The following is a 21,193-nucleotide window of genomic DNA, read 5'->3' as shown; positions in this document are numbered from 1 at the left end:
CTTTTCATTTTCAAGGAACTCGTCATGGCACGAATCATCGGCGGCCTCGCCGTCTCGCACACCCCGACCATCGGTTTCGCGGTCGATCACGATAAACAGGACGAAGCCGCCTGGGCGCCGATCTTCGAGAGCTTCAAGCCGGTCAAGGCCTGGCTGCAGGCGCGCCAGCCGGATGTGCTGTTCTACATCTTCAACGACCACGTGACCTCATTCTTCTTCGACCACTACAGCGCCTTCGCCCTCGGTGTCGACGAGCAGTATGGCGTCGCCGACGAAGGCGGCAATCCGCGCGAGCTGCCGGCCATCGGCGGCCACGCGGCGCTGTCGCGACACATCGGCGAGAGCCTGATGGCCGACGAGTTCGACATGAGTTTCTTCCGCGACAAGCCGCTGGACCACGGCTTCTTCTCGCCGATGTCGGCGCTGCTGCCCTGCGACAACGGCTGGCCGGTGCAGATCGTGCCGTTGCAGGTGGGCGTGTTGCAGTTCCCGATCCCCAGCGCGGCGCGCTGCTTCAAGCTCGGTCAGGCGCTGCGCCGGGCCATCGAGAGCTTCCCGCAAGACCTCAAGGTCGCCATCGTCGCCACTGGCGGCGTGTCGCACCAGGTCCACGGCGAGCGCTGCGGCTTCAACAACCCGGAGTGGGACGCGCAGTTCATCGACCTGTTCGTCAACGACCCGGTGCAACTGACCCGCCTGACCCAGGCCGAATACGCCACCCTCGGCGGCATGGAAGGCGCCGAGGTGATCACCTGGCTGATCATGCGCGGCGCGCTGTCGGCCACCGTCGAACAACTGCACTACGACTACTACCTGCCGTCGATGACCGGCATCGCCACCCTGCTTCTGGAAAACCGTGATCGCCCGGTGCCGGCCGAGGTCAACGCCCGTCACCTGGCACATATGGGGCATCAGTTGGCGGGCGCCGAAAAGCTCGAAGGCACCTACCCTTTCACCCTTGAGCGCAGCGCCCGCGGCTACCGCCTGAACAAATTTCTGCACCGCATGATCGAGCCGGCCTGGCGCGCGCGCTTCCTGGCCGAGCCCGAGGCGATGTACACCGAAGCCGCGCTCAGCGAAGAGGAACGCGACCTGCTGCGCCGTCGCGACTGGCGCGGGCTGATCCAGTACGGCGCGATCTTCTTCGTGCTGGAAAAACTCGGCGCGGTGCTGGGCATTTCCAATCTGGACATCTACGCCGCCATGCGCGGACAGAGCCTCGAAGATTTCATGAAGACCCGCAACCAGCAAGTGCTCTACTCGGTCGCCGGCAAGGCCGACTGATTCACCCCTCGCCCCGGCCACCGGGGCGATAACCCCTGACGTTGCCTGCCTGCGCACTTGCGCCGGGCGGCAGCGCCGTGTCCAACGAATGGAATAACAACAACAATGAAGACCACCCGCGACTTCCCGCTGCTCACCCTGGCCCTGACCTGCGCCCTGCCCGCCCCGGCCATGGCTGCCGGCTTTATCGACGACGCCAGCAGCACCCTGACCCTGCGCAACTTCTACCTCAACCGCAACTTCGTCGACACCGCAAGCCAGGGCAAGGCCGAGGAATGGACCCAGAGTTTCCTCCTTGACGCTAAGTCCGGCTTCACCCAGGGCACCGTCGGCTTCGGCCTCGATGTGCTCGGCCTGTACAGCGTCAAGCTGGACGGTGGCCAGGGCACCACCAACACGCAATTGCTGCCGGTGCATGACGGCGGCCATCCCGCCGACGATTACGGACGCCTGGCGGTGGCCGGCAAGGTGCGGCTGTCGAAGACCGAACTGAAAGTCGGCGAATGGTCACCGGTGTTGCCGATCCTGCGTTCCGACGACGCCCGCTCGCTACCGCAGACCTTCCAGGGCGCGCAGGTCACCTCGAAGGAAATCGACGGCCTGACCCTGTACGGCGGGCAGATGCGCCAGAACAGCCCGCGCAACGATGCCAGCCGCGAAGACATGTCGCTGTTCACCCGCCCAGGCTTCACCTCGGACCGCTTCAACTTCGCCGGCGGCGAACTGCGCTTCAACCAGGAGCGCACCCTGGTCGGTCTGTGGAGCGCGGAACTGAAAGACATCTACCGCCAGCAGTACCTGACGCTGCAGCACAGCCAGCCGGTGGGCGACTGGGTACTGGGCGCCAACCTCGGCTACTTCCTCGGCAAGGATGACGGTGCCGCCCGCGCCGGTGAACTGGACAACCGCACCGCCAGCGGGCTGTTGTCGGCACGCCATGGCGGCAGCACCTTCTACCTCGGTCTGCAGAAAGTCATGGGCGATGACGAGTGGTTCCGGGTCAACGGCACCAGCGGCGGCGTGCTGGCCAACGACACCTTCAACTCCAGCTACGAGAACGCGAAAGAGCGCTCCTGGCAGGTTCGCCATGACTACGACTTCGCCGCTCTCGGTGTCCCCGGCCTGACCCTGATGAACCGCTACCTGCAAGGTCACGACGTGCACAACGCAGTCACCAATGACGGTCACGAATGGGGCCGCGAAACCGAAGTGGCCTACACCGTGCAGTCCGGCGCGCTGAAGAACCTCAACGTCAAATGGCGTAACTCCAGCCAGCGTCGCGACTGGGGCAGCGGCACCCGCTTCGACGAGAACCGGCTGATCTTCAACTACCCGGTCAAGCTGCTCTGAGCCGGTAGCTCGGCGACCACCTGGCGAATCGTCGCCATCAGTGCCTGCGCCAGCGGCGAGTGCAAGCTCGCCGTGCGGCAGGTCAGGCCAATGGCGCGGGTGGTGCGGGCCAGCGACAACGGCAGGATGCACAGCTCGCCGCGTTCGATTTCGTACTCCAATTGATGCGCCGAAACGATCGCCAGCATGTCCGAACGCAGCAACAGCCCGCGGATGATCGCCAGGTCCGCGCTTTCCACCCGTGGTCGCGGCGGCGCCAGCCCTTGCGCGCTGAAGCTGTCGTCCACCAGTTGCCGTGCCGGCGAGCCCGCCCGCGGCAGCACCCATCCCGCGCCCGCCAGGGTCTCGTCGCTCAACGGCTGTCCGCGCAGCGGATGCTCGCGCCGCGCCAGCACCACCATGTCTTCCGACCACAGCGCCTCGCCACTCAGATCGCTGGCATAACTGCTGCCGCGCAGGGCGCCGAAGATGAAATCCACATCGCCCGCGCGCAGCTCGGTGGCCAGCAGGTCGAACGGGCTTTCGTTGGTGATGACATGGATGCCGGGGTGCTCGGCGGTCAGGCGGACGATGGCCTCGGGCAGGATCCGCGTGCGCCCCAGCGGCAGCGCGCCGACCTGCACCACGCCTTGCAGGCTGCCGCGCAAGGCGCTGAGGTCGGTGTCGATATGGCGCAGCTCGTTCAGCGCGCGGCGGATCGGAAAGACGATTTCCAGGCTCGCCCGGGTCGGCTGCAAACCCCGTGGCGTGCGCTCGAACAGCGAGCGCCCGGCGCCGCCTTCGAGCACCTTGAGCGCCGCGCTCACGGCCGGCTGGCTCAGGCCGAAATGGCTGGCGACGGTCTGCATATGGCGACTTTCACAGAGCTTGGCGAACACCTGCAGGCGCCGCGCCTGGAACAGGTACAGCGGCTCCACGTTCTCGGCGCTGCCCAGCAGGCGCGGCACCGTGTCCAGCTCCACCAGCACCCGCCGCGCCCGCGGCAGAATGTGCGCACCCTGGGTGGTCAGGCGCATGCCGTTGGCGTGGCGCTCGAACAGCGGCACCGCGAGGCGCGCCTCCAGTTCGGAGATGGCCCGGGTCACCACCGACTGGGCGCGGAACAATGTCTCGCAGGCCCGCGAAACACTGCCCAGGTCCGCCACCCGAACGAACGCACGGACCTGCATCAGGTTGATCAGTTCGTCGGTCGGCATTTTCCTGGTCCTCTGGCTGTGCGTCGCTGGATTCCATCCTGTGGGAGCTAGCTTGCCAGCGATGGGGCAGCGATGCTGTCTGGCAGGCCGCCAATCGCCGGCAAGCCGGCTCCCACAGGTTGGACTGCGGGTCTGAGTTGGTGGGGCCGCCATAGGTCCACCGGCACCCAGTATCCAGCAAGCGCGGGACTATGCGCCCAAGCACCCGCCAGAGCAATAAGCAAAACGCATACCCGGCTCAGTCCTACGCATTACTCCGTTTTCAACCCGACTGACATCCTTGGACAAAACGCACAAGGAGCCTTGCAATGTCCCAGGTCCAGAAAACCGCGCTGGTTGTCAGCGCTCACTCCGCCGATTTCGTCTGGCGCGCCGGCGGCGCCATCGCCTTGCATGCGCAGCAGGGTTACGCGGTGCATATCGTCTGCCTGTCGTTCGGCGAACGCGGCGAATCGGCCAAGCTGTGGCGCAAGGGCGAGATGACCGAAGACAAGGTCAAGGCCGCCCGCCGCCACGAAGCCGAAGCCGCCGCCGAGGTGCTCGGCGCCAGCGTCGAGTTCTTCGATATCGGCGACTACCCGATGCGCGCCGACAAGGACACGCTGTTCCGCCTCGCCGATGTGTTCCGCCGCGTGCAGCCGGAGTTCGTCCTCAGCCACTCGCTGAAAGACCCGTACAACTACGACCACCCGCTGGCCATGCACCTGGCCCAGGAAGCGCGGATCATCGCCCAGGCCGAGGGCTACCGGCCGGGCGAGAAGATCGTCGGCGCACCGCCTGTGTACAGCTTCGAGCCGCACCAGCCCGAGCAATGCGAATGGCGCCCGGACGTGCTGCTCGACATCACCGAGGTGTGGGACCGCAAATACGCCGCCATCCAGTGCATGGCCGGCCAGGAACACCTCTGGGAGTACTACACCCGCGTCGCCCTGCAGCGCGGCGTGCAGGCCAAGCGCAACGTCGGCATCGCCACCAGCCGCGATATCGTCTACGCCGAGGGCTACCAGAGCATCTTCCCGCGAGTTACGGAGAACCTGGCATGAGCGAACTGATCGGCAAGACCGGCTACGTGGTGCGCAACATTCGCCGTGCCGAACCGGATGTCATCGAAACCCTCGGCCGCCTCGGCGTTGCCACCGTCCATGAAGCCCAGGGCCGCAAGGGCCTGCTTGCCTCGCACCTGCGGCCGATCCAGCAAGGCCGCGCGGTCGCGGGCTCGGCGGTGACGGTGCTGGTGGCGCCGGGTGACAACTGGATGTTCCACGTCGCCGTCGAGCAGTGCCAACCGGGCGATCTGCTGGTGGTGGCGCCCAGTTCGCCATGCACCGACGGTTATTTCGGCGACCTGCTCGCCACCTCGCTCCAGGCTCGCGGCGTGCGCGGGCTGGTGATCGACGCGGGCGTGCGCGACAGCCAGACCCTGCGGGAAATGGGCTTTGCCGTGTGGTCGCGGGCGATCAATGCCCAGGGCACGGTCAAGGAAGTGCTCGGCTCGGTGAACCTGCCGCTGCTCTGCGCCGGCCAGATGATCAATGCCGGCGACGTGGTGATTGCCGACGACGATGGCGTGGTGGTGGTCCGTCGTACTGAAGCCCGCGACGTCGCACAAGCCGCGCTGGCCCGCGCCGAGCTGGAAGAACAGAAACGCCTGCGCCTGGCCAATGGCGAGCTGGGCCTGGACATCTACAGCATGCGCCCGCGCCTGGAAGCGAAAGGCCTGGTCTACGTCGACAGCCTCGACGATCTGGAAAATCGCCTATGAGCCAGCGCCGCATCCCCTGCCTGCTGATGCGCGGCGGCACCTCCAAGGGCGCCTTCTTCCTCGCCGACGACCTGCCCGCCGATCCCCTCCAGCGTGATGCTGTGCTGCTGGCGGTGATGGGCTCGCCGGATGCGCGGCAGATCGACGGCATCGGCGGCGCCGATCCGCTGACCAGCAAGGTCGCGATCATCCGTCCCAGCAGCCGCGCCGACGCCGATGTCGACTACCTGTTCGCCCAGGTGCTGGTGGACGAAGCGCGGGTGGACCTGGGCCAGAACTGCGGCAACATGCTTGCCGCCGTCGGCCCGTTCGCCGTCGAGCGCGGCCTGGTGCCGGTGCGCGGTGGCAGCACGCCGGTGCGGATCTTCATGGAAAACACCGGGCAGGTCGCCGTCGCCCACATTGCCACGCCCGACGGCGCGGTCAGCTACACCGGCAACACCCGCATCGACGGCGTACCGGGCAGCGGCGCGGCGATCGTCATCGCCTTCGAGGACGTCGCCGGCTCCAGTTGCGGCAGCCTGCTGCCCACCGGCGCGGCACGCGACCGCTTCGACGGCGTCGAAGTGACCTGCATCGACAACGGCATGCCGGTGGTGCTGGTGCGCGCCGAAGACCTGGGCTGCAGCGGGTACGAAAGCCGCGAGCAACTGGACGCTGACAGTGAACTGAAAGCACGGCTGGAGTCGATCCGCCTGCAGGCCGGCCCGCGCATGAACCTGGGCGATGTCAGCCAGCGCAACGTGCCGAAAATGTGCCTGGTGGCTGCACCGCGCGCGGGCGGCAGCATCGCCACCCGCTCGTTCATCCCTCATCGCTGCCATGCCTCCATCGGCGTATTCGGCGCAGTCAGCGTGGCCACCGCCTGCCTGATCGAAGACACCGTGGCCCGGCCGCTCGCGCACCTGCAGCCGGGGCCGCTGCATCGGGTGTCGGTGGAGCACCCGAGTGGCGAATTCAGCGTGGAGATTCGCCAGGAAGGCGGGCGTATCGTCAGTTGCGGGCTGGTGCGCACGGCGCGGTTGTTGTTTGAAGGGGCGGTGTTTGTGCCCGAGCGCTCTCCCTCGGCGTAATCAGCGCTGACGGCTATCCGGCGGCGCCACCGCGTCGTCGGCATCCAGCACATCACCGCGCTCGCGCAGCAACTCGACAAAGGTGCTCAAGCAGCGCGACATCATGCCCTTGCGCCACACCAGCCAGGTGCGCAGATAACGGAAGCGCTCGGACAACGGCCAGACACTGACCGTGCTGCAACCCGGCATGCTGTCGAGCATGCTGCGCGGCATCAGCGCCAGCCCGGCACCGGCGCTGACGCAGGCGAGCATGCCGTGGTAGGACTCCATTTCGAGGATCTTGCCCGGCACCGCTTCGTCCTGGGCGAACCAGCTTTCGAAGTGATGGCGGTACGAACAGTTGGCGCGGAAGGCGTAGATGGTCGAGCCATTGACCTCGGCAGCGCGGCGAATGGGCCCGTGGTTCAGCGGCGCGATCAGGACCATTTCCTCGGTGAACACCGGCACCCCTTCCAGCGCCGGGTGCAGCACCGGGCCGTCGACAAAGGCCGCGCTCAGGCGCCCGGCCAGCACCCCATCGATCATCGCCCCGGAAGGCCCGGTGCTCAGGTCCAGTTCGACCTTGGCATAACGCTGGTTATAGGCCGCCAGCAACGCCGGGATGCGCACCGCCGCAGTGCTTTCCAGCGAACCGAGGGCGAAGGCGCCCTGGGGTTCGTCGCCGGCCACGGTCTGCCGCGCCTCGGCCACCAGGTCGAGAATGCGCCGCGCGTAGTCGAGGAAATTCCATCCGGCCGGCGACAAACGCAGGCGGCTTTTCTCGCGAATGAACAAATCCGCGCCCAGTTCCTGCTCCAGTTGTCGGATTCTTGTGGTCAGGTTCGACGGCACCCGATGAATGTGCTGAGCCGCGGCACTGATGCTGCCCTGCTCTGCCACGGCCTTGAACATCTCCAGCTGCACCAGATCCATAGAGTCATTCTCTCTGCGTGAACGTTTCGCTCAGTATTATTCAGTTCAAGGGAAAGACACAACGCAGTAGGCTTTGATCCATACACCGTCCATGAGAACTCCAAAATGACCGTGATCAGCCACCAGACCCATGCCTTGTCGATCAATCCCGCCACCGGCGAGCAGATTGGCCACTATCCCTACGAAAGCGCCGCTGTGCAGGACGCCACCCTCGCTCGCGCTGCCGCCGGTTACGCGGCCTGGCGCCGCACCCCGGTCGAAGCCCGGGTCGAACGCCTGCTGGCGCTGGCCGGCGCGCTGCGCGACAACGCCGAAGCCATGGCGCGGATGATCACCGCCGAAATGGGCAAACCAATTGCCCAGGCCCGTGGCGAAATCGAGAAATGCGCCCAGCTCTGCGAGTGGTACGCCGACGCCGGCCCCGCCATGATCGCCCCCGAAGCGGCGCCCGTAGCGGTAGGCAAGGCGCGCATCGAGTACCGTCCGCTGGGCCCGATTCTCGCCGTGATGCCATGGAACTTCCCGATCTGGCAAGTGCTGCGCGGCGCGGTGCCGACGCTGCTGGCCGGCAACGTCTACGTGCTCAAGCACGCGCCGAACGTGATGGGCAGCGCCTACCTGCTGCTTGACGCGATCAAGCGCGCCGGCTTCCCGGAAGGCGTGTTCGAAGTGCTCAACGTCACCCCTGACGGCGTGTCCGCCGCAATCGCCGACCCACGCATCGCCGCCGTCACCCTGACCGGCAGCGTGCGCGCCGGTATCGCCATCGGCTCACAGGCCGGTGCCGCGTTGAAAAAATGCGTGCTGGAACTGGGCGGCTCCGACCCGTTCATCGTACTCAACGATGCCGACCTGGACGAAGCGGTGAAAGCTGCGGTCATCGGTCGCTACCAGAACACCGGCCAGGTCTGCGCCGCGGCCAAGCGCCTGATCGTCGAACAAGGCGTGGTGGAGGCTTTCACCGCGAAATTCGTCGAAGCCACCCGCGCCCTGGTGGTGGGTGATCCGACCCAGGACCAGACCTACATCGGCCCGATGGCCCGCTTCGACCTGCGCGACGAGCTTGACGGCCAGGTCCAGGCGACCTTGGCCGAAGGCGCCAGCCTGCTGCTCGGTGGTGGCAAGGCCGAAGGCACTGGCAACTTCTACCAGCCGACCGTGCTGGCTGACGTGACCGACCAGATGACCTCGTTCAAACAGGAACTGTTCGGCCCGGTGGCCTCGATCATCACCGCCCGCGATGCGCGGCATGCGCTGGAACTGGCGAACGACAGCGAGTTCGGCCTGGCCTCGACCATCTACACCGCCAACCCGGCGCTGGCCGAGCAACTGGCCGACGAGTTGGATACCGGTGGTGTGTTCATCAACGGTTACTGCGCGAGCGATCCGCGGGTGACGTTTGGTGGCGTGAAGAAGAGCGGTTTCGGGCGCGAGCTGTCGCACTTTGGTGTGCGCGAGTTCTGCAATGCGCAGACGGTGTGGCTGGATCGGAACTGAGTGGTGGCCATCGCGAGCAAGCTCGCTCCTACGGGGCTCTGCGTTAATCCTGTAGGAGCGAGCTTGCTCGCGAAGGGCCGCAAAAGCGACCCCAAAAAAAGTCACCCCAGGCAACGAGTCACATGCTTGACCGACTGATACGCCGACAACCCCCAAGGCCCCAGCTCGCGACCAATGCCGCTGCCTTTGGTCCCGCCCCATGAGGTTTCGACGAACACCGCCTGGATCGAGTTGATCCACACATGCCCCACTTCCAGTGCATCGGCAACCCGCTCGGCGCGCTGCAGATCCGCACTGACCACGGTCGCGACCAACCCAAAGCGGCTGTCATTGGCCAGGGCGATTGCCTCGGCTTCCGTGTTGAAACGCTGGCTGCACAGCACCGGCCCGAAGATTTCCTCGGTCCACAGGCGGCTGTCCGCCGGCACATCGGCGTACAACGTCGGGCTGACAAACCAGCCGGCGCGGTCCAACGGCTTGCCGCCGGTCAGGCACTGCAAACCTTCTTCCTTGGCCACGGCGAAATACGCCGCGACTTTGAGCCATTGGCCCTGGCTGGTCAGCGGGCCCATGTCGACTTCCTCGGTCAGCGGATTGCCGACCCGCAATTGCGCCAGCGCCACCTGCAGCTTGGCCAGCAGCGCATCGGCGATGCCGTCCTGAATCAGCAGGCGCGAGGTGGCCGAACACATCTGGCCGGCGTTCCAGCAGATACCCGCGACGATCCACTCCACCGCCTGGTCCAGGTCGCAGTCATCGAACACCACGATCGCCGACTTGCCACCCAGCTCCAGAGTGACCGGGCGGCACTGCGCCGAAGCACTGCGCATCACCTGGCTGCCCACCGTGTTGCTGCCGGTGAACGACAGTTTGTCGAGGCCGTTGTGGTTGCTCAGGGCGATGCCGGTTTCGGCCTTGCCGACGACGATATTCAGCACACCGGCCGGCAGCCCCAGGACCTCGGCGATCTGGCCGTAGCTCTGTTCGATCAGCGGTGTGATTTCCGAGGGTTTGAGGACCACGGTACAACCGGCAGCCAGGGCCGGGGCAAGTTTCCAGGCGCTGGTCACCAGCGGGAAGTTCCACGGCACGATCAACCCGACCACACCGACCGGTTCCAGTCGGGTGCGGGCGCTGAAGCCCGGCGCGGCCAGGGCGACACTCGGGTCTTTCTGCGCTTGTTGCTCGATCAGGTCGGCGTAGTAGCCGAAGGTGGCGACGGCGTCGTCCAGGTCCACCTCGGCTTCAAAGCGCGGCTTGCCGTTGTTGCGCATCTGCAGGGTGATCAGTTCTTCGCGGCGCAGGCCCAGTTGCTCGGCGAAGCCACGCAGGTAACCGGCGCGCTTTGCCACGTCCAGTGCTTTCCAGGCCGGCAGCGCCTTGCGCGCGGCGGCCACGGCGTCATCGACCTGGGCGGCGCTGGCGGCCAGCAGCTCAGCGAAAGGCTCGCCCAGGGACGGGTCGAATACCTTGATGCAGTCGGCAGTGGCGCCGTCTACCCAGCGGCCATCGATGTAATGAGTCATGTGCAGCTCCAGTCAGGCCGTTTCGGCACGGGTCAGCGGCGCCTGCGCCACTGGTTTTCGGAATACCCAGCGAGGGCCCTTGGGGCCAAACACCGCGGCGGGCTCGGGAAAGAGGTTGATCAGGGCCAGGTACAGCACGGCAGCCATGCCGAGGGTGATCGGCAGGCTGATGTCGATGCCGCCGGCCAGCTCGCCGAGGGCGCCAACGAACTGCCCCGGCAGGTTGACGAAGCACAGGCCGACCAGCGCGCTGGGGATCCATGCACCCATGCCGCGCCAGTTCCAGCCGTGGGTGAACCAGTAATGGCCACCGCGCTCGCCGCGGGTGAATACCTGCAGGTCGTCGGCGTGGTAGAAGCCACGGCGGGTGATCAGGCCGAGGATCATGATGATCATCCACGGGCTGGTGCAGGTGATGATCAGCACCGCGAAGGTGGACACGCTCTGCACCAGGTTGAAGGCGAAGCGGCCGATGAAGATGAAGGCGATGGCGGCGACGCCGATCAGCAGAGTCGCGCCGGCGCGGCTGAGCAGGCGCGGGAACACGCTGGACATGTCCAGGCCGGTGCCATACAGCGCGGTGGTGCCGGTGGACATGCCGCCGATCACCGCGATCAGGCACACCGGCAGGAAGAACCAGCTCGGCGAAATCGCCAGCAGTCCGCCGACGTAGTTGTTCGCCTCGATGTACTGCGGCGCGTGGCTGGCCACCAGGGTCGCGGTGCACAGGCCAAAGAAGAACGGAATCAGCGTGCCGATCTGCGAGGCGATCACCGCCAGCATGATCCGCGACTTCGGCGTGGCACGCGGAATGTAGCGCGACCAGTCACCGAGGAAGGCGCCAAACGACACCGGGTTGCTCATCGCCAGCAGCGCCGAGCCGATGAACGCCGCCCAGAAGCCCGGCTGACCGAGGTTGACGCTGCCGGCAAAGCCCGCGTCGAACGGGCCCGCGAAGGCGACGATGCCCAGCAGGAACATCAGGCTCGATGCCCACACGGCGATCTTGTTGACCCACAGCATGAAGCGGAAACCGTAGATGCACACCACCAGTACCAGCACCGCGAACAGGCCGTAGGCCAGGCCCAGGGTCAGGTCGGTTTCCGGCAATCCGGCCAGGCGCTTGGCGCCGCCAACCAGGGCGTCACCGGAACTCCACACCGACAGCGAGAAGAACGCCACGGCGGTCAGCAGCGACAGGAACGAGCCGACGATGCGACCGTGCACGCCGAAATGCGCGCCGGACGACACCGCGTTGTTGGTGCCATTGAGCGCGCCGAACAGGCCCATGGGTGAAAGGATCAGCGCACCGACGCCGACGCCCAGCAGGATCGCCCAGACCCCGGCCTGGAACGACAACCCGAACAGCACCGGGAAACTGCCCAGTACCGCGGTGGCGAAGGTGTTGGCGCCGCCGAAGATCAGGCGGAACAGGTCCAGCGGGCTGGCACTGCGTTGATGATCGGGAATCTGTTCGACCCCGTTGGTTTCGATCCGCGTCGATTGGCTCATGGTGATGCTCCAGCGCCTGTCTTGATTGTTATAAGGCTGGCGCGCAGGCGCCGCCCTCTTGTCTGCCCTGCGGATCGCTCCGCGGGTGAGTGCGTTGGCAGTAGCGGCAAGGCCGCCAAAATCGAATCAAGCGTCGCTGAGGACCGACAGGTGCTCGTGACAGGCCAGCCAGCGCTCGCCGTGATGGCGGAAGACGATGGTTTCCCGTTCCTGCAACTGGTGTTCTTCACCGCCGAGGCGGATGTGGGTGGCGACGTCATGCATGAAGATCGCCACCTCGCCTTGCAGGCTGACCTGGCCATTGCTGGACTGGCAGCCGAGCACGGCGAAGCCTTCGGCCTGCCATTGCTGCCAGACCTGTTCATAGGCGTGGCGCGAGGTCAGCGGCTGGGCAAGGGTGTGGAACAGGAAGGTCGCGTCTTCGCTGAAGCAGGCGAAGTAGCGGGCGGTGTCATTGCTGGCGAAGGCATCGACCAGGGCGGCGGCGGCCTGCAATACCTGATGTTCGCGCGAGGGAATCTGGGTCACGGAGGCGGTACTCACGATTTTTGTAGTTGTCGTGAGGGATTCTGGCGAGGCACCTGCGTGGGAAAAATCGCTGATGACAAATAATCAGTTCAGGAATTTCTGAACCATCGTGCCGAGGATGTCCCCGGAGTGCGCCCGCGAGCGCACCCCGGAACGTGGCTCAGTTGACCGCCTCGCGCTCCGGCACAGACGCTGAGCGGCGCGGCAGACGGCCATTGAGCACGGCGTGTGCGCCAAGGCCGATAAGCAATCCCCAGAACGCGCCGCCAATCCCGAACAGGGTGATATTGGCGGCTGCAGCCAGGAAGGTGATCAACGCGGATTCACGGGTGCGGGCGTCGGCCAGGGCACTGGCCAGGCTGCCACCAATAGTGCCCAGCAACGCCAGCCCGGCCAGGGTGGTGATAAAGCTCGCCGGAAACGCCATGAACACCGCCGCCAGGGTCACGCCGAAGATACCGACCACGATATAGAACAGCCCGGCAGCAATACCGGCGATCCAGCGCCGGGAGGGTTGCTCGTGGGCCTCCTTGCCGGTGCAAATCGCCGCGGTGATCGCCGCGATATTGAACGCATGGGAGCCGAACGGCGCCATCAGCAGCGAGCCCAGCCCCGTCACCGAGACGATCGGGTTGGCGCTGGTGCGGAAGCCGTCATTGCGCAGTACCAGCATGCCGGGCATGTACTGGCCGGTCAGCGTGATCAGAAACAACGGCATGGCCACGCTGAGCAGCGCGTTGAGGGAAAACTCGGGGGCGGTGTAGACCGGGGCGGCGAACTGCAACTGCAGCCCGGTGAAATCCAGCCGGCCCTGGGCCAGCAACAGGACCATGCCCAACGCGAGAATTGCCACCACCGCGTAGCGCGCGGTAAAGCGCTTGAACGCCACATAGACCGCAATCAGCACGCCCGCCAGCAGCGGATCGACGCTGACGCTGGCAAAGGCGCCAATACCGAACGGCAGCAGGATTCCCGCCAGCAAGCCCGCCGCCACGCCGGGCGGCACCAGGCGAATGACCTTTTCGAAACAGCCGGACAGGCCCAGCACCACAAAGGCTGCCGCGGAAATCAGGTATGCCCCCACCGCCTCGGCATAGGGCGTGGTCGCCAGCGCGACCACCAGAAACGCTGCGGCCGGCGTCGACCAGGCGGTGATGATCGGTTCTCGCGTGACCCAACTGAGCAGCAGCCCGGTCACCCCCACGCCGATCGACACCGACCACACCCATGACGCCGTCAGCTCCGGGCTCAAACCCGCCACCCGCGCGGCCTGGAACACCAGGATGAAGGTGCCGCCATAGTTGACGATGACTGAAATCAGCCCGGCGATGATCGGGTGAAGGAGGTCGCCCGGACCCGGGCGGGAATGGGAAGGTGTAGCTGACATGGTATCTGGCTCCTGACAGGACGGGCTGACGGGCCCGAACGGGGAGCATTTATAGCTTCGCAATGGCCTGCCTTGCCCCTACACTTTACGACCGATCAGCAGACCACTTTCTCGCGCAGGGAGCGCCGATCCGATGGCCAGCACCTTCGAACTCGAAACCTTGAACATGCGCATGAGCGCCGCCGATCTGCAGCCGCTCGACCTGCACCAGCGCATTCAGCGGGCCTTGCGCGCGCTGATTCTCGAAGGTGCCCTGGCGCCGGGCCTGAAGCTTCCGGCCAGCCGCGTCCTCGCCGCATCCCTCGGCGTTGCCCGGGATACGGTGGAGAACGCCTATGTGCACTTGCACCGCGACGGTTTCATCACGCGCCGCGAAGGCTCCGGCAGCTACGTTTCGAACACCCTCGGTCCCGAGCTGCGGGGCAGCGCCCGACGGCGTCCAGGCACCCCGGGTCGGCGGCGTGAGGCAAGCCCAGCGCCCGCGCCAGCTCTGAGCCGTCGCGGCCAGTCCATCCTCGAACACGGCGGCGTCAGCGACCAACAGGAGATCCGCGCCTTCGCCCCCGGCCTGCCGGAAACCCGCGCCTTTCCCCTCGCCGTCTGGGAGCGCCTGCACCGCCAGGTGATGAAAGACCACCGCGACAGCGTGCTGCTGCACGGCGATCCGCAGGGCGCCGAACCGCTGCGCAAGGCCATCGCCACCTACCTGAACCTGGAGCGTGGCGCCAAGTGCTCACCCGAGCAGATCCTGGTGCTGAGCAGCACCCGCCAGGCCTTGCTGCTCTGCGCCCAGTTGCTCGCCGATGCCGGCAAGCCGGTGTTGATGGAGAACCCCGGCTACATCGGCGCGCGCCGGGCCTTCGAGGCTGCGGAAACCCGGGTGATCCCGATCGATGTCGACCACCACGGCCTGCGCACCGACCTGCTGCGCGCCGACACCAGCGGCGCCACCTGTCTCTACGTGACGCCCTCGCACCAATACCCCACCGGCGCGACCCTGCCGCTGGAGCGCCGACTGGAACTGATCAATTGGGCCGCGGAACACCACCGCTGGATCATCGAGGACGACTACGACAGCGAGTTCCACTACGACGGCCTGCCCACCGCCTGCGTGCAGGGGCTGGATCCTTATCGGCGCACGGTCTACCTGGGCACTTTCAGCAAAACCCTGTTTCCCGGCCTGCGCATGGGCTACATGGTGCTGCCGCCGGAATTGGTCGAGGTCTTTACCCGCGCCCGCAGCATCATGGACGGCCACACGCCGCAGTTGCTGCAACTGACCGTGGCCCGGTTCATGGAAGACGGCCACTACAACGCCCATATCCGCGCCATGCGCAAGCTCTACCGGGCGCGACGCACGGTGCTGCTCGACGCCGTCTCGCGCCATCTGCCGGGCATCGCCAGCGCTTTGCCGCCACCGGGTGGGCTGCAGATCCCTTGCTTCCTCGCCGATGGCTGGTCGGAAGAACGCACCCTGCGCCAGGCCGCCAGAGCCGGCATTCAACTGCTGGGACTGAGCCCGTTGTACGCGGGAACGGCCAGCCGCCCGGGTTGGCTGCTGGGCTATGCCTCGCTGACCGAACATGAAATCGAGGCGGCGATGCGGCGGCTGGCCAAGGTGCTGAAGCGCTAAAAGTGGTCTGGTTCAGGTGCCTGGAATGGATGGCTTTGCTAGACCACCTTACCCCTAGAATCGGCGGCGAAATACCCGGCACGCCAGCGCTGCCGGGATCACGCCGATAAAGGAATCCCCGCCGAATGCCGAGCCGTATCGGGCTGCTGCCCCAGATCGCCACCGCCCACAGCATCAGCCACTTGCACATCATGGCCCTCGCCGCCCTGTTTCCATTGCTGCCCGCCTGGTTTGACGTCGGCTATGTCGAACTGGGGTTGGCGCTGAGCCTGTTCAATATCGTCAGCGCGTTGTTGCAGGCACCCATGGGCTTTGCCGTCGACCACTACGGCGCCCGCCGCGTGCTGATCGCGGGGCTTGCGCTGGGCAGTTGCAGTTTCCTGCTGGTCGCCCTGTTTCCCACCTACACCTGGCTGCTGGTCGCCATGGCCCTGGCCGGTGTCGCCAACGCCGTCTACCACCCGGCCGACTACGCCTTGCTGGCCCAGGGCATTGATCCGGCGCGGATGGGCAAAGCCTTTTCCGTGCACACCTTCGCCGGCTTTCTCGGCGCCGCCGTCGCGCCGCTGGTGCTGCCGGCCATCGCCGCAGCCAGCGATCCGCGCCTGGCCTTCGTCGCGGTGGCGCTGGCCGGCTTTGCCGCCCTCGCCTTGCTGCTGGTGCCGGGATCGGGCATCACCCGGATCGCCCCGGCCCGTGCCGCCGAAGCCACTGCGGGCAAGTCCGACAACGACCGCCGCCAGTTGTTGTCACCGATGATCCTGACCCTGACGCTGCTGTTCGTGCTGCTTAACCTCAGCACCAGCGCCATCGAAAAATTCTCGCTGCCCGCGCTGATGCAGGGCCAGGGCATCGCCCTGCCGTGGGCCAACGCGGCGCTCAGCGCCTTCCTGTTCGCCAGCGCCTTCGGCGTGCTGTCCGGCGGTGTTCTCGCCGACCGCACCCGGCGCCACGGCCTGGTGGCCGCCGCGGCCTTCAGCCTGGCCGCGCTGCTCACGGCACTCGTCGCCACGGCAGGACTCAGCGGCCAGGCACTGGTTATCGTGCTCGGCTTGATCGGATTCCTCACCGGCGTGATCGCCCCGTCCCGCGACATGCTGGTCCGCGCCGCCTCGCCCAAAGGCGCCGAAGGACGGACCTTCGGTATCGTCTCCAGCGGGTTCAACATCGGCGGCGCACTGGGCCCGGTGGGGTTTGGCTGGCTGCTCGACCGAGGGTTGCCGGAGGGGATTTTCTGGGCGTCGGTGGTGTTTATGGGACTTACGGTGGTGATGACGCTGGCGCAGGAGGGGTGGCGGAGTCGGCCCGGCCGGCGTATGAAACACTCCTGTTCATGAGTAGGCGCCTGCAAACAGAATCTTCGGGACAGGTATGGATATCATCGGGAGCGCCCGGACATACCTATCAGGAAGCTGGGTGCCCCCCGGTATCAGTATGGTTTCGCTCTCCATTGCGCATATGCCAGAGCAACGTCTGCCGAGCATGAGCAACGCGAGGCTGCCTCAGAGCGGCAGGCGCCCAAAGCAAATGGTAATCACGCGTGATGCGTCCAACCGGGCTGGGTATCTCTTGAAGCTCGCCCCTTGCGATGTGAGGTTCACAGAGATAGGCCGGCAACGTGCTCCACCCGAACCCGTCAATCATGAGCGTTCGCAACGTACGCAAATCCTGGCCGGTCATCGCTGGAACCGAAGATTCAAGCTCGATTTCATTCTTTTCAAGCCAGGCGTCCACCAAGGGCAATTCCAGGCTGTAGGCCAGCAACGCCTCTGCACCGAGCCCCTTTTCAAGGGTTTCAGCCGCAGCGATTCTCTGTGCAACCGCCGGCGCGGCTACAGCCACTATTTGCTCTGTGAACATCAGCTCATTACGCAGTCGGGGTGTATCAGGTGGAGAGGCGGATATGCCCAGGTCACATTCTCCCTCGATGAGCATCCGTGTGATCAGCTCATGGTTGCCACTGCGCATGCGCAGGCGAATGCCATCCTCAAGTAAAGGTCGAAGCTGCTTGGAAACGACCTCGGCCAGGAAGTCAGCATGCCCGATGATCTGCAGCGCCCCGGCTAGCTCCACTGACCGTGCTCTTGCGGTGGCCAAAGCGGATTCGGCCATGTCCAGTTTGTCCCCCAAGTCGGATGCCAACTCACGAGCGGCTGCTGTTGGCTCCACCCCCCGAGCCTGTCGATCGAACAGTGTTCTGCCGATGGCTGACTCCAACCCTGCGATGTGCTGCGACACGGCTGGCTGGGTCAAGTTCAGAGACCGCGCGGCGCCGCTGATTGACCGCTGACGATAGACCTCAATGAAGGTTCTCAATCTGACCAGCGACATGACGCACCCATAATTAAATTTATATGAGCGCTAAAATACGCTGTCTACTCGTCGTCACGCCACTGTCCTAGCATTGCTTCCACGATTTGAACGCACTTATCACGGGCGCACTGACAGCCCTTCGATCTGAGGAAATCCAATGACTGGCAACCAAGACACTCAAGATCTTTTCGCCATTTTGCGCAGCATGAAGCGAGCCCATATCGCATCGGGGCCAGCCAGCGCAGAACTGCGCCGCGACAGGCTCAAACGCAGCGTCAAGCTGATCCGAGACAATCACCAGGCTATCAGCGAAGCGATTAACTCTGACTTTGGCAACCGCAGTATTTATCAGTCGCTGGTTGCTGACCTGGCGACCACCGTGAAAATGCTGGAGCACTCTGCTGATCATCTGGAAACCTGGATGAAGGCAGAGAAAGTAGAAAGCCCTGGGCCTGGAATGGAGGCCTGGATCGAGCAACAGCCACTCGGGGTTGTTGGCGTCATAAGCCCTTGGAACTTCCCGATCAACCTCGCTTTTGGCCCTCTGGCAGGCGTCTTCGCCGCAGGCAACACCGCGATGCTGAAGCCATCAGAGCTGACGCCGGCCACTTCGCAGCTCCTGGCGGAGTTAGTGCCCGCCTACTTCGAACCCTCCGAGCTTTCGGTGGTGCTGGGTGATGCGAGTGTAGGGGCAACGTTCAGCTCCCTGCCCTTCGACCACCTCGTTTTCACCGGAAGCACTGGCGTCGGACGGCATGTGATGCGCGCAGCGGCTGAGAACCTGGTACCTGTCACGTTAGAGCTTGGCGGCAAGTCCCCAGTGGTGGTGGCGGAAGGTTTCGATATCGCGGTTGCCACCGCGCGGACGCTGACCATCAAGACGTTCAATGCGGGTCAGATTTGCCTGTCGCCGGATTACATGATGGTGACGCCGGAGCAGCAGGAATCGTTGGTGATGTTCAGCAAGGAATTCATCGCCAACAGCTTCCCCACCCTGCTCAGCAACCCGGAATACACCTCGATCATCAGTGACCGCCATTTCGACCGGCTGGTTGGCCTTCTGGCGGACGCAGAGCAGAAGGGAGCCACGCTGATCAATCTGGCGCCGGGCAGTGAGCCAGCGTTCGATGCAAAAACCCGAAAAATCGCCCCGCACCTGGTGCTCGATGTGACCGACGAGATGGCCATCATGCAGGAGGAGATCTTTGGGCCGCTGCTGCCGGTGAAAACGTACACCGATGCTTCCGAGCCTCTTCAATACATCAACAGCAATCCGCGCCCTCTCGCTGCGTATTACTTCGGAGATGACAAGGCTCAGCAAGAGCTGTTCACACGCCACACCACCTCAGGGGCCTTGGTGATCAACGACGTCATGACTCACGCCTCGATCGATTCACTGCCGTTTGGTGGCGTAGGCGCGTCGGGCATCGGCGCCTATCACGGCGTGCATGGTTTCCGCCGTTTCACCCATGCCAAGCCAGTAGTAGTGCAAAGCCAGGACGGCGCTTCAAACCTGAGACTGCGGGCACCCTACAGCAGTAACTTGCAAACGATTCAGGCTTTTTTTGCAGGCTGAGCCTCCAGAGACCGAGCTCCGGACAGCGTGCTCAAACGCCCGGAAAACTTTAATTCAAGAGTATGGAAATCCAGATGAAAGTATTGATGGTGTTGACTTCCCACGATCAGCTCGGCGACACCGGGCTGAAAACAGGCTTCTGGCTTGAAGAGTTCGCGGCCCCCTACTACGTGTTCAAAGATGCGGGCGCCGATGTTGTAGTAGCCTCGCCTGCAGGCGGACAACCTCCGCTTGATCCCAAAAGCGATCTGCCGGAATTTCAAACTGAGCTGACTCACCGCTTCAAAGCCGACCCTGATGCCCAGCGTGTCCTCGCCTCTACCGTGAAGCTGGATACCGTATCCCATGAAGAGTTCGACACTGTCTTCTACCCAGGTGGCCACGGCCCACTTTGGGATCTCGCGGAGTCTCGCAAGTCGATCGATCTGATTGAAAGCTTCGAGCGAGCCAACAAGCCAATCGGCTTCGTGTGCCACGCGCCGGGTGTTCTGCGACATGTAAAGACTGCTGATGGTGAGCCTCTGGTTAAAGGCCGACGCGTAACGGGCTTCACCAATGGCGAAGAGGAAGATGTGCAACTGACCAACGTGGTTCCGTTCCTTATTGAGGACGAATTCAAACGTCAGGGCGCGCTGTACGAGAAGATCGAGAATTGGGCGCCTTTCGTCCTGGTCGACGGCAAGCTTGTGACTGGCCAGAACCCTGCTAGCTCGGAAGAGGCCGCCAAGGCCCTTCTCAAACTGGCTCAGTGACACATTTGAAGGGGTCTACATCGCAACCATCACGGATGTAGACCCACTTTCACCACTTCCGACCGAAGGAACACCTGCATGATCACCTTGCACCACTTGAACGAATCGCGCTCCATTCGCACGCTTTGGCTGCTTGAAGAGATGGGGGTGCCTTACAAAACGGAGTTTTACACCCGCGATCGGGCGACCCATTTTGCCCCTGAATCCTTGAAAGCCATCCATCCACTGGGCAAGTCGCCGGTGATTGAGCTCAACGGAAAGGTAGTAGCGGAGTCGGGTGCGATCACGGAGATTCTGATCGAACGCTTTGCCCCGCATTTAGCGCCGCCGAAAGACAGCGATGAATACGTAGAGTACCTGCAGTGGCTGCATTTCTCCGAGAGCTCGGCCATGCTGCCACCCCTACTTCAAGTCTTCATGCAGCGAGAGACCGCCGAGCTCGTTTTCCTCCCGGGCTACGCCAAAGCCGAAAGCAAAAAGGTCTTCACCTACCTGAATGACCAGCTGGAAAACAAAGACTACCTGGTGGGCAGCAAGCTCAGTGGCGCCGATTTCATGATGTTCTTTGTGGCCGAAATCATTCAACGCTTCGACAGCAAAGGCGAATACCCACACATCAAGAAATACCTGCAGAATCTCAAAGCGCTTGAAAGCTGGCAGCAGGCACAAGCGATCGAGGCCCGTCACTACGCTAAATGAAAAGGCCCGTCTCGTCGTACTTTAGCTAACTTCTCTGAAACCCGCGAACAGGCAAAGAAAGCAAAAACCATCGCGAAGACAGGATACTTTGAGGCTAGTTTTTATTACGTTGTTTAGTACAAATTATAGAAATACACGCCGCTATTGAAACGCAGGAAGAAAGGACGGAAAGAATTCCGCTCAGCGAACTTAC

18 protein-coding genes and 1 pseudogene are annotated in these 21,193 nt (G+C 64.3%); 11 read left to right on the top strand and 8 right to left on the bottom strand.

From position 1 onward, the window contains the following. Positions 1 to 24: 24 nt before the first annotated feature. Together DM374_RS30960 and DM374_RS30955 are read left to right on the top strand one after the other, a co-directional pair. Entirely contained in the window at positions 25 to 1,284 is a 1,260-nt protein-coding gene (locus tag DM374_RS30960; RefSeq protein ID WP_110973312.1) for a gallate dioxygenase, read from the top strand. A 105-nt stretch (positions 1,285 to 1,389) separates the two neighbouring features. Next, complete coding sequence (locus DM374_RS30955; RefSeq protein ID WP_110973311.1) at positions 1,390 to 2,634, top strand: OprD family porin; 1,245 nt, start codon at positions 1,390 to 1,392, stop codon at positions 2,632 to 2,634. Here the strand turns inward: DM374_RS30955 and DM374_RS30950 are convergent. Then, positions 2,613 to 3,830: a LysR family transcriptional regulator gene (locus DM374_RS30950; protein WP_110973310.1), complete on the bottom strand. Its 1,218-nt coding sequence runs from the start codon at positions 3,828 to 3,830 to the stop codon at positions 2,613 to 2,615. The genes DM374_RS30955 and DM374_RS30950 overlap by 22 nt on opposite strands. Before the next feature lie 308 nt (positions 3,831 to 4,138). On the opposite strand from DM374_RS30950, the gene galB reads away from it, so the two are divergent. From galB to DM374_RS30935, 3 genes are read left to right on the top strand one after another with little or no spacing between them, the layout of a single operon-like run. Beyond that, positions 4,139 to 4,873 (top strand): 4-oxalmesaconate hydratase, encoded by a 735-nt coding sequence (gene galB / locus DM374_RS30945; RefSeq protein ID WP_110973309.1) that lies wholly within the window; start codon positions 4,139 to 4,141, stop codon positions 4,871 to 4,873. Next, positions 4,870 to 5,592: a 4-carboxy-4-hydroxy-2-oxoadipate aldolase/oxaloacetate decarboxylase gene (locus DM374_RS30940; RefSeq protein WP_110973308.1), complete on the top strand. Its 723-nt coding sequence runs from the start codon at positions 4,870 to 4,872 to the stop codon at positions 5,590 to 5,592. The genes galB and DM374_RS30940 overlap by 4 nt, the downstream gene beginning before the upstream one ends. Continuing rightward, on the top strand, positions 5,589 to 6,665 hold the full coding sequence (locus DM374_RS30935) for a 4-oxalomesaconate tautomerase (protein WP_110973307.1): 1,077 nt from the start codon (positions 5,589 to 5,591) through the stop codon (positions 6,663 to 6,665). The genes DM374_RS30940 and DM374_RS30935 overlap by 4 nt, the downstream gene beginning before the upstream one ends. Here the strand turns inward: DM374_RS30935 and ptrR are convergent, their stop codons facing one another. Next, the gene (ptrR, locus tag DM374_RS30930) at positions 6,666 to 7,577 is read right to left on the bottom strand and encodes a putrescine utilization regulator PtrR (protein WP_110973306.1); all 912 of its coding nucleotides are present in this window, start codon (positions 7,575 to 7,577) and stop codon (positions 6,666 to 6,668) included. 105 nt (positions 7,578 to 7,682) lie between these two features. Here ptrR and DM374_RS30925 point away from each other — a divergent pair, with 105 nt between their 5' ends. Further along, complete coding sequence (locus DM374_RS30925; protein ID WP_110973305.1) at positions 7,683 to 9,074, top strand: aldehyde dehydrogenase family protein; 1,392 nt, start codon at positions 7,683 to 7,685, stop codon at positions 9,072 to 9,074. Positions 9,075 to 9,175: 101 nt separating this feature from the next. Here the strand turns inward: DM374_RS30925 and DM374_RS30920 are convergent, their stop codons facing one another. The 4 genes from DM374_RS30920 to DM374_RS30905 all read right to left on the bottom strand — a co-directional run bounded on the left by DM374_RS30920 (position 9,176) and on the right by DM374_RS30905 (position 14,027). Beyond that, positions 9,176 to 10,606: an aldehyde dehydrogenase family protein gene (locus DM374_RS30920; protein WP_110973304.1), complete on the bottom strand. Its 1,431-nt coding sequence runs from the start codon at positions 10,604 to 10,606 to the stop codon at positions 9,176 to 9,178. Between the two features lie 6 nt (positions 10,607 to 10,612). After that, positions 10,613 to 12,112: a purine-cytosine permease family protein gene (locus tag DM374_RS30915; RefSeq protein WP_095157378.1), complete on the bottom strand. Its 1,500-nt coding sequence runs from the start codon at positions 12,110 to 12,112 to the stop codon at positions 10,613 to 10,615. Positions 12,113 to 12,238: 126 nt separating this feature from the next. Next, positions 12,239 to 12,655 carry a YybH family protein gene (locus tag DM374_RS30910; protein WP_225422635.1) on the bottom strand — a complete coding sequence of 139 codons (417 nt, stop codon included), beginning with the start codon at positions 12,653 to 12,655 and terminating at the stop codon, positions 12,239 to 12,241. A 145-nt stretch (positions 12,656 to 12,800) separates the two neighbouring features. Then, entirely contained in the window at positions 12,801 to 14,027 is a 1,227-nt protein-coding gene (locus DM374_RS30905) for a benzoate/H(+) symporter BenE family transporter (RefSeq protein ID WP_110973302.1), read from the bottom strand. Positions 14,028 to 14,160: 133 nt separating this feature from the next. Here DM374_RS30905 and pdxR point away from each other — a divergent pair, with 133 nt between their 5' ends. Together pdxR and DM374_RS30895 are read left to right on the top strand one after the other, a co-directional pair. Further along, positions 14,161 to 15,660 carry a MocR-like pyridoxine biosynthesis transcription factor PdxR gene (gene pdxR, locus DM374_RS30900; RefSeq protein WP_110973301.1) on the top strand — a complete coding sequence of 500 codons (1,500 nt, stop codon included), beginning with the start codon at positions 14,161 to 14,163 and terminating at the stop codon, positions 15,658 to 15,660. Between the two features lie 125 nt (positions 15,661 to 15,785). Further along, positions 15,786 to 16,997: an MFS transporter gene (locus DM374_RS30895; protein WP_110973300.1), complete on the top strand. Its 1,212-nt coding sequence runs from the start codon at positions 15,786 to 15,788 to the stop codon at positions 16,995 to 16,997. Between the two features lie 67 nt (positions 16,998 to 17,064). Here the strand turns inward: DM374_RS30895 and DM374_RS30890 are convergent, their stop codons facing one another. Then, a complete protein-coding gene (locus DM374_RS30890) occupies positions 17,065 to 17,772 on the bottom strand; it encodes a substrate-binding domain-containing protein (RefSeq protein WP_225422636.1) in 708 nt (235 codons plus the stop codon). Between the two features lie 45 nt (positions 17,773 to 17,817). Then, positions 17,818 to 17,991, bottom strand: a pseudogene (locus tag DM374_RS34605) (LysR family transcriptional regulator); the annotation flags it as partial. A 139-nt stretch (positions 17,992 to 18,130) separates the two neighbouring features. On the opposite strand from DM374_RS34605, the gene DM374_RS30885 reads away from it, so the two are divergent. From DM374_RS30885 to DM374_RS30875, 3 genes are all read left to right on the top strand, one after another. Beyond that, positions 18,131 to 19,549: a coniferyl aldehyde dehydrogenase gene (locus tag DM374_RS30885; RefSeq protein ID WP_110973298.1), complete on the top strand. Its 1,419-nt coding sequence runs from the start codon at positions 18,131 to 18,133 to the stop codon at positions 19,547 to 19,549. Between the two features lie 74 nt (positions 19,550 to 19,623). Continuing rightward, on the top strand, positions 19,624 to 20,301 hold the full coding sequence (locus DM374_RS30880) for a type 1 glutamine amidotransferase domain-containing protein (RefSeq protein ID WP_110973297.1): 678 nt from the start codon (positions 19,624 to 19,626) through the stop codon (positions 20,299 to 20,301). A gap of 78 nt (positions 20,302 to 20,379) precedes the next feature. Next, positions 20,380 to 21,000, top strand: coding sequence for a glutathione S-transferase family protein (locus DM374_RS30875; protein ID WP_110973296.1), 621 nt, complete (start codon positions 20,380 to 20,382; stop codon positions 20,998 to 21,000). Positions 21,001 to 21,193 lie beyond the last annotated feature (193 nt).

This window comes from Pseudomonas huaxiensis (genome assembly GCF_003231275.1).
Taxonomy (GTDB): domain Bacteria; phylum Pseudomonadota; class Gammaproteobacteria; order Pseudomonadales; family Pseudomonadaceae; genus Aquipseudomonas; species Aquipseudomonas huaxiensis.
The sequence above is the reverse complement of the archived record's forward strand: the minus strand, read 5'-3'. Positions and strand labels throughout refer to the sequence as shown.

Coding starts and splice junctions, on each gene's coding strand:
- DM374_RS30960 (WP_110973312.1), top strand. CDS start 25: ATGGCACGAATCATCGGCGGCCTCGCCGTCTCGCACACCCCGACCATC.
- DM374_RS30955 (WP_110973311.1), top strand. CDS start 1,390: ATGAAGACCACCCGCGACTTCCCGCTGCTCACCCTGGCCCTGACCTGC.
- DM374_RS30950 (WP_110973310.1), bottom strand. CDS start 3,830: ATGCCGACCGACGAACTGATCAACCTGATGCAGGTCCGTGCGTTCGTT.
- galB (WP_110973309.1), top strand. CDS start 4,139: ATGTCCCAGGTCCAGAAAACCGCGCTGGTTGTCAGCGCTCACTCCGCC.
- DM374_RS30940 (WP_110973308.1), top strand. CDS start 4,870: ATGAGCGAACTGATCGGCAAGACCGGCTACGTGGTGCGCAACATTCGC.
- DM374_RS30935 (WP_110973307.1), top strand. CDS start 5,589: ATGAGCCAGCGCCGCATCCCCTGCCTGCTGATGCGCGGCGGCACCTCC.
- ptrR (WP_110973306.1), bottom strand. CDS start 7,577: ATGGATCTGGTGCAGCTGGAGATGTTCAAGGCCGTGGCAGAGCAGGGC.
- DM374_RS30925 (WP_110973305.1), top strand. CDS start 7,683: ATGACCGTGATCAGCCACCAGACCCATGCCTTGTCGATCAATCCCGCC.
- DM374_RS30915 (WP_095157378.1), bottom strand. CDS start 12,112: ATGAGCCAATCGACGCGGATCGAAACCAACGGGGTCGAACAGATTCCC.
- DM374_RS30905 (WP_110973302.1), bottom strand. CDS start 14,027: ATGTCAGCTACACCTTCCCATTCCCGCCCGGGTCCGGGCGACCTCCTT.
- pdxR (WP_110973301.1), top strand. CDS start 14,161: ATGGCCAGCACCTTCGAACTCGAAACCTTGAACATGCGCATGAGCGCC.
- DM374_RS30895 (WP_110973300.1), top strand. CDS start 15,786: ATGCCGAGCCGTATCGGGCTGCTGCCCCAGATCGCCACCGCCCACAGC.
- DM374_RS30890 (WP_225422636.1), bottom strand. CDS start 17,772: ATGGCCGAATCCGCTTTGGCCACCGCAAGAGCACGGTCAGTGGAGCTA.
- DM374_RS30885 (WP_110973298.1), top strand. CDS start 18,131: ATGACTGGCAACCAAGACACTCAAGATCTTTTCGCCATTTTGCGCAGC.
- DM374_RS30880 (WP_110973297.1), top strand. CDS start 19,624: ATGAAAGTATTGATGGTGTTGACTTCCCACGATCAGCTCGGCGACACC.
- DM374_RS30875 (WP_110973296.1), top strand. CDS start 20,380: ATGATCACCTTGCACCACTTGAACGAATCGCGCTCCATTCGCACGCTT.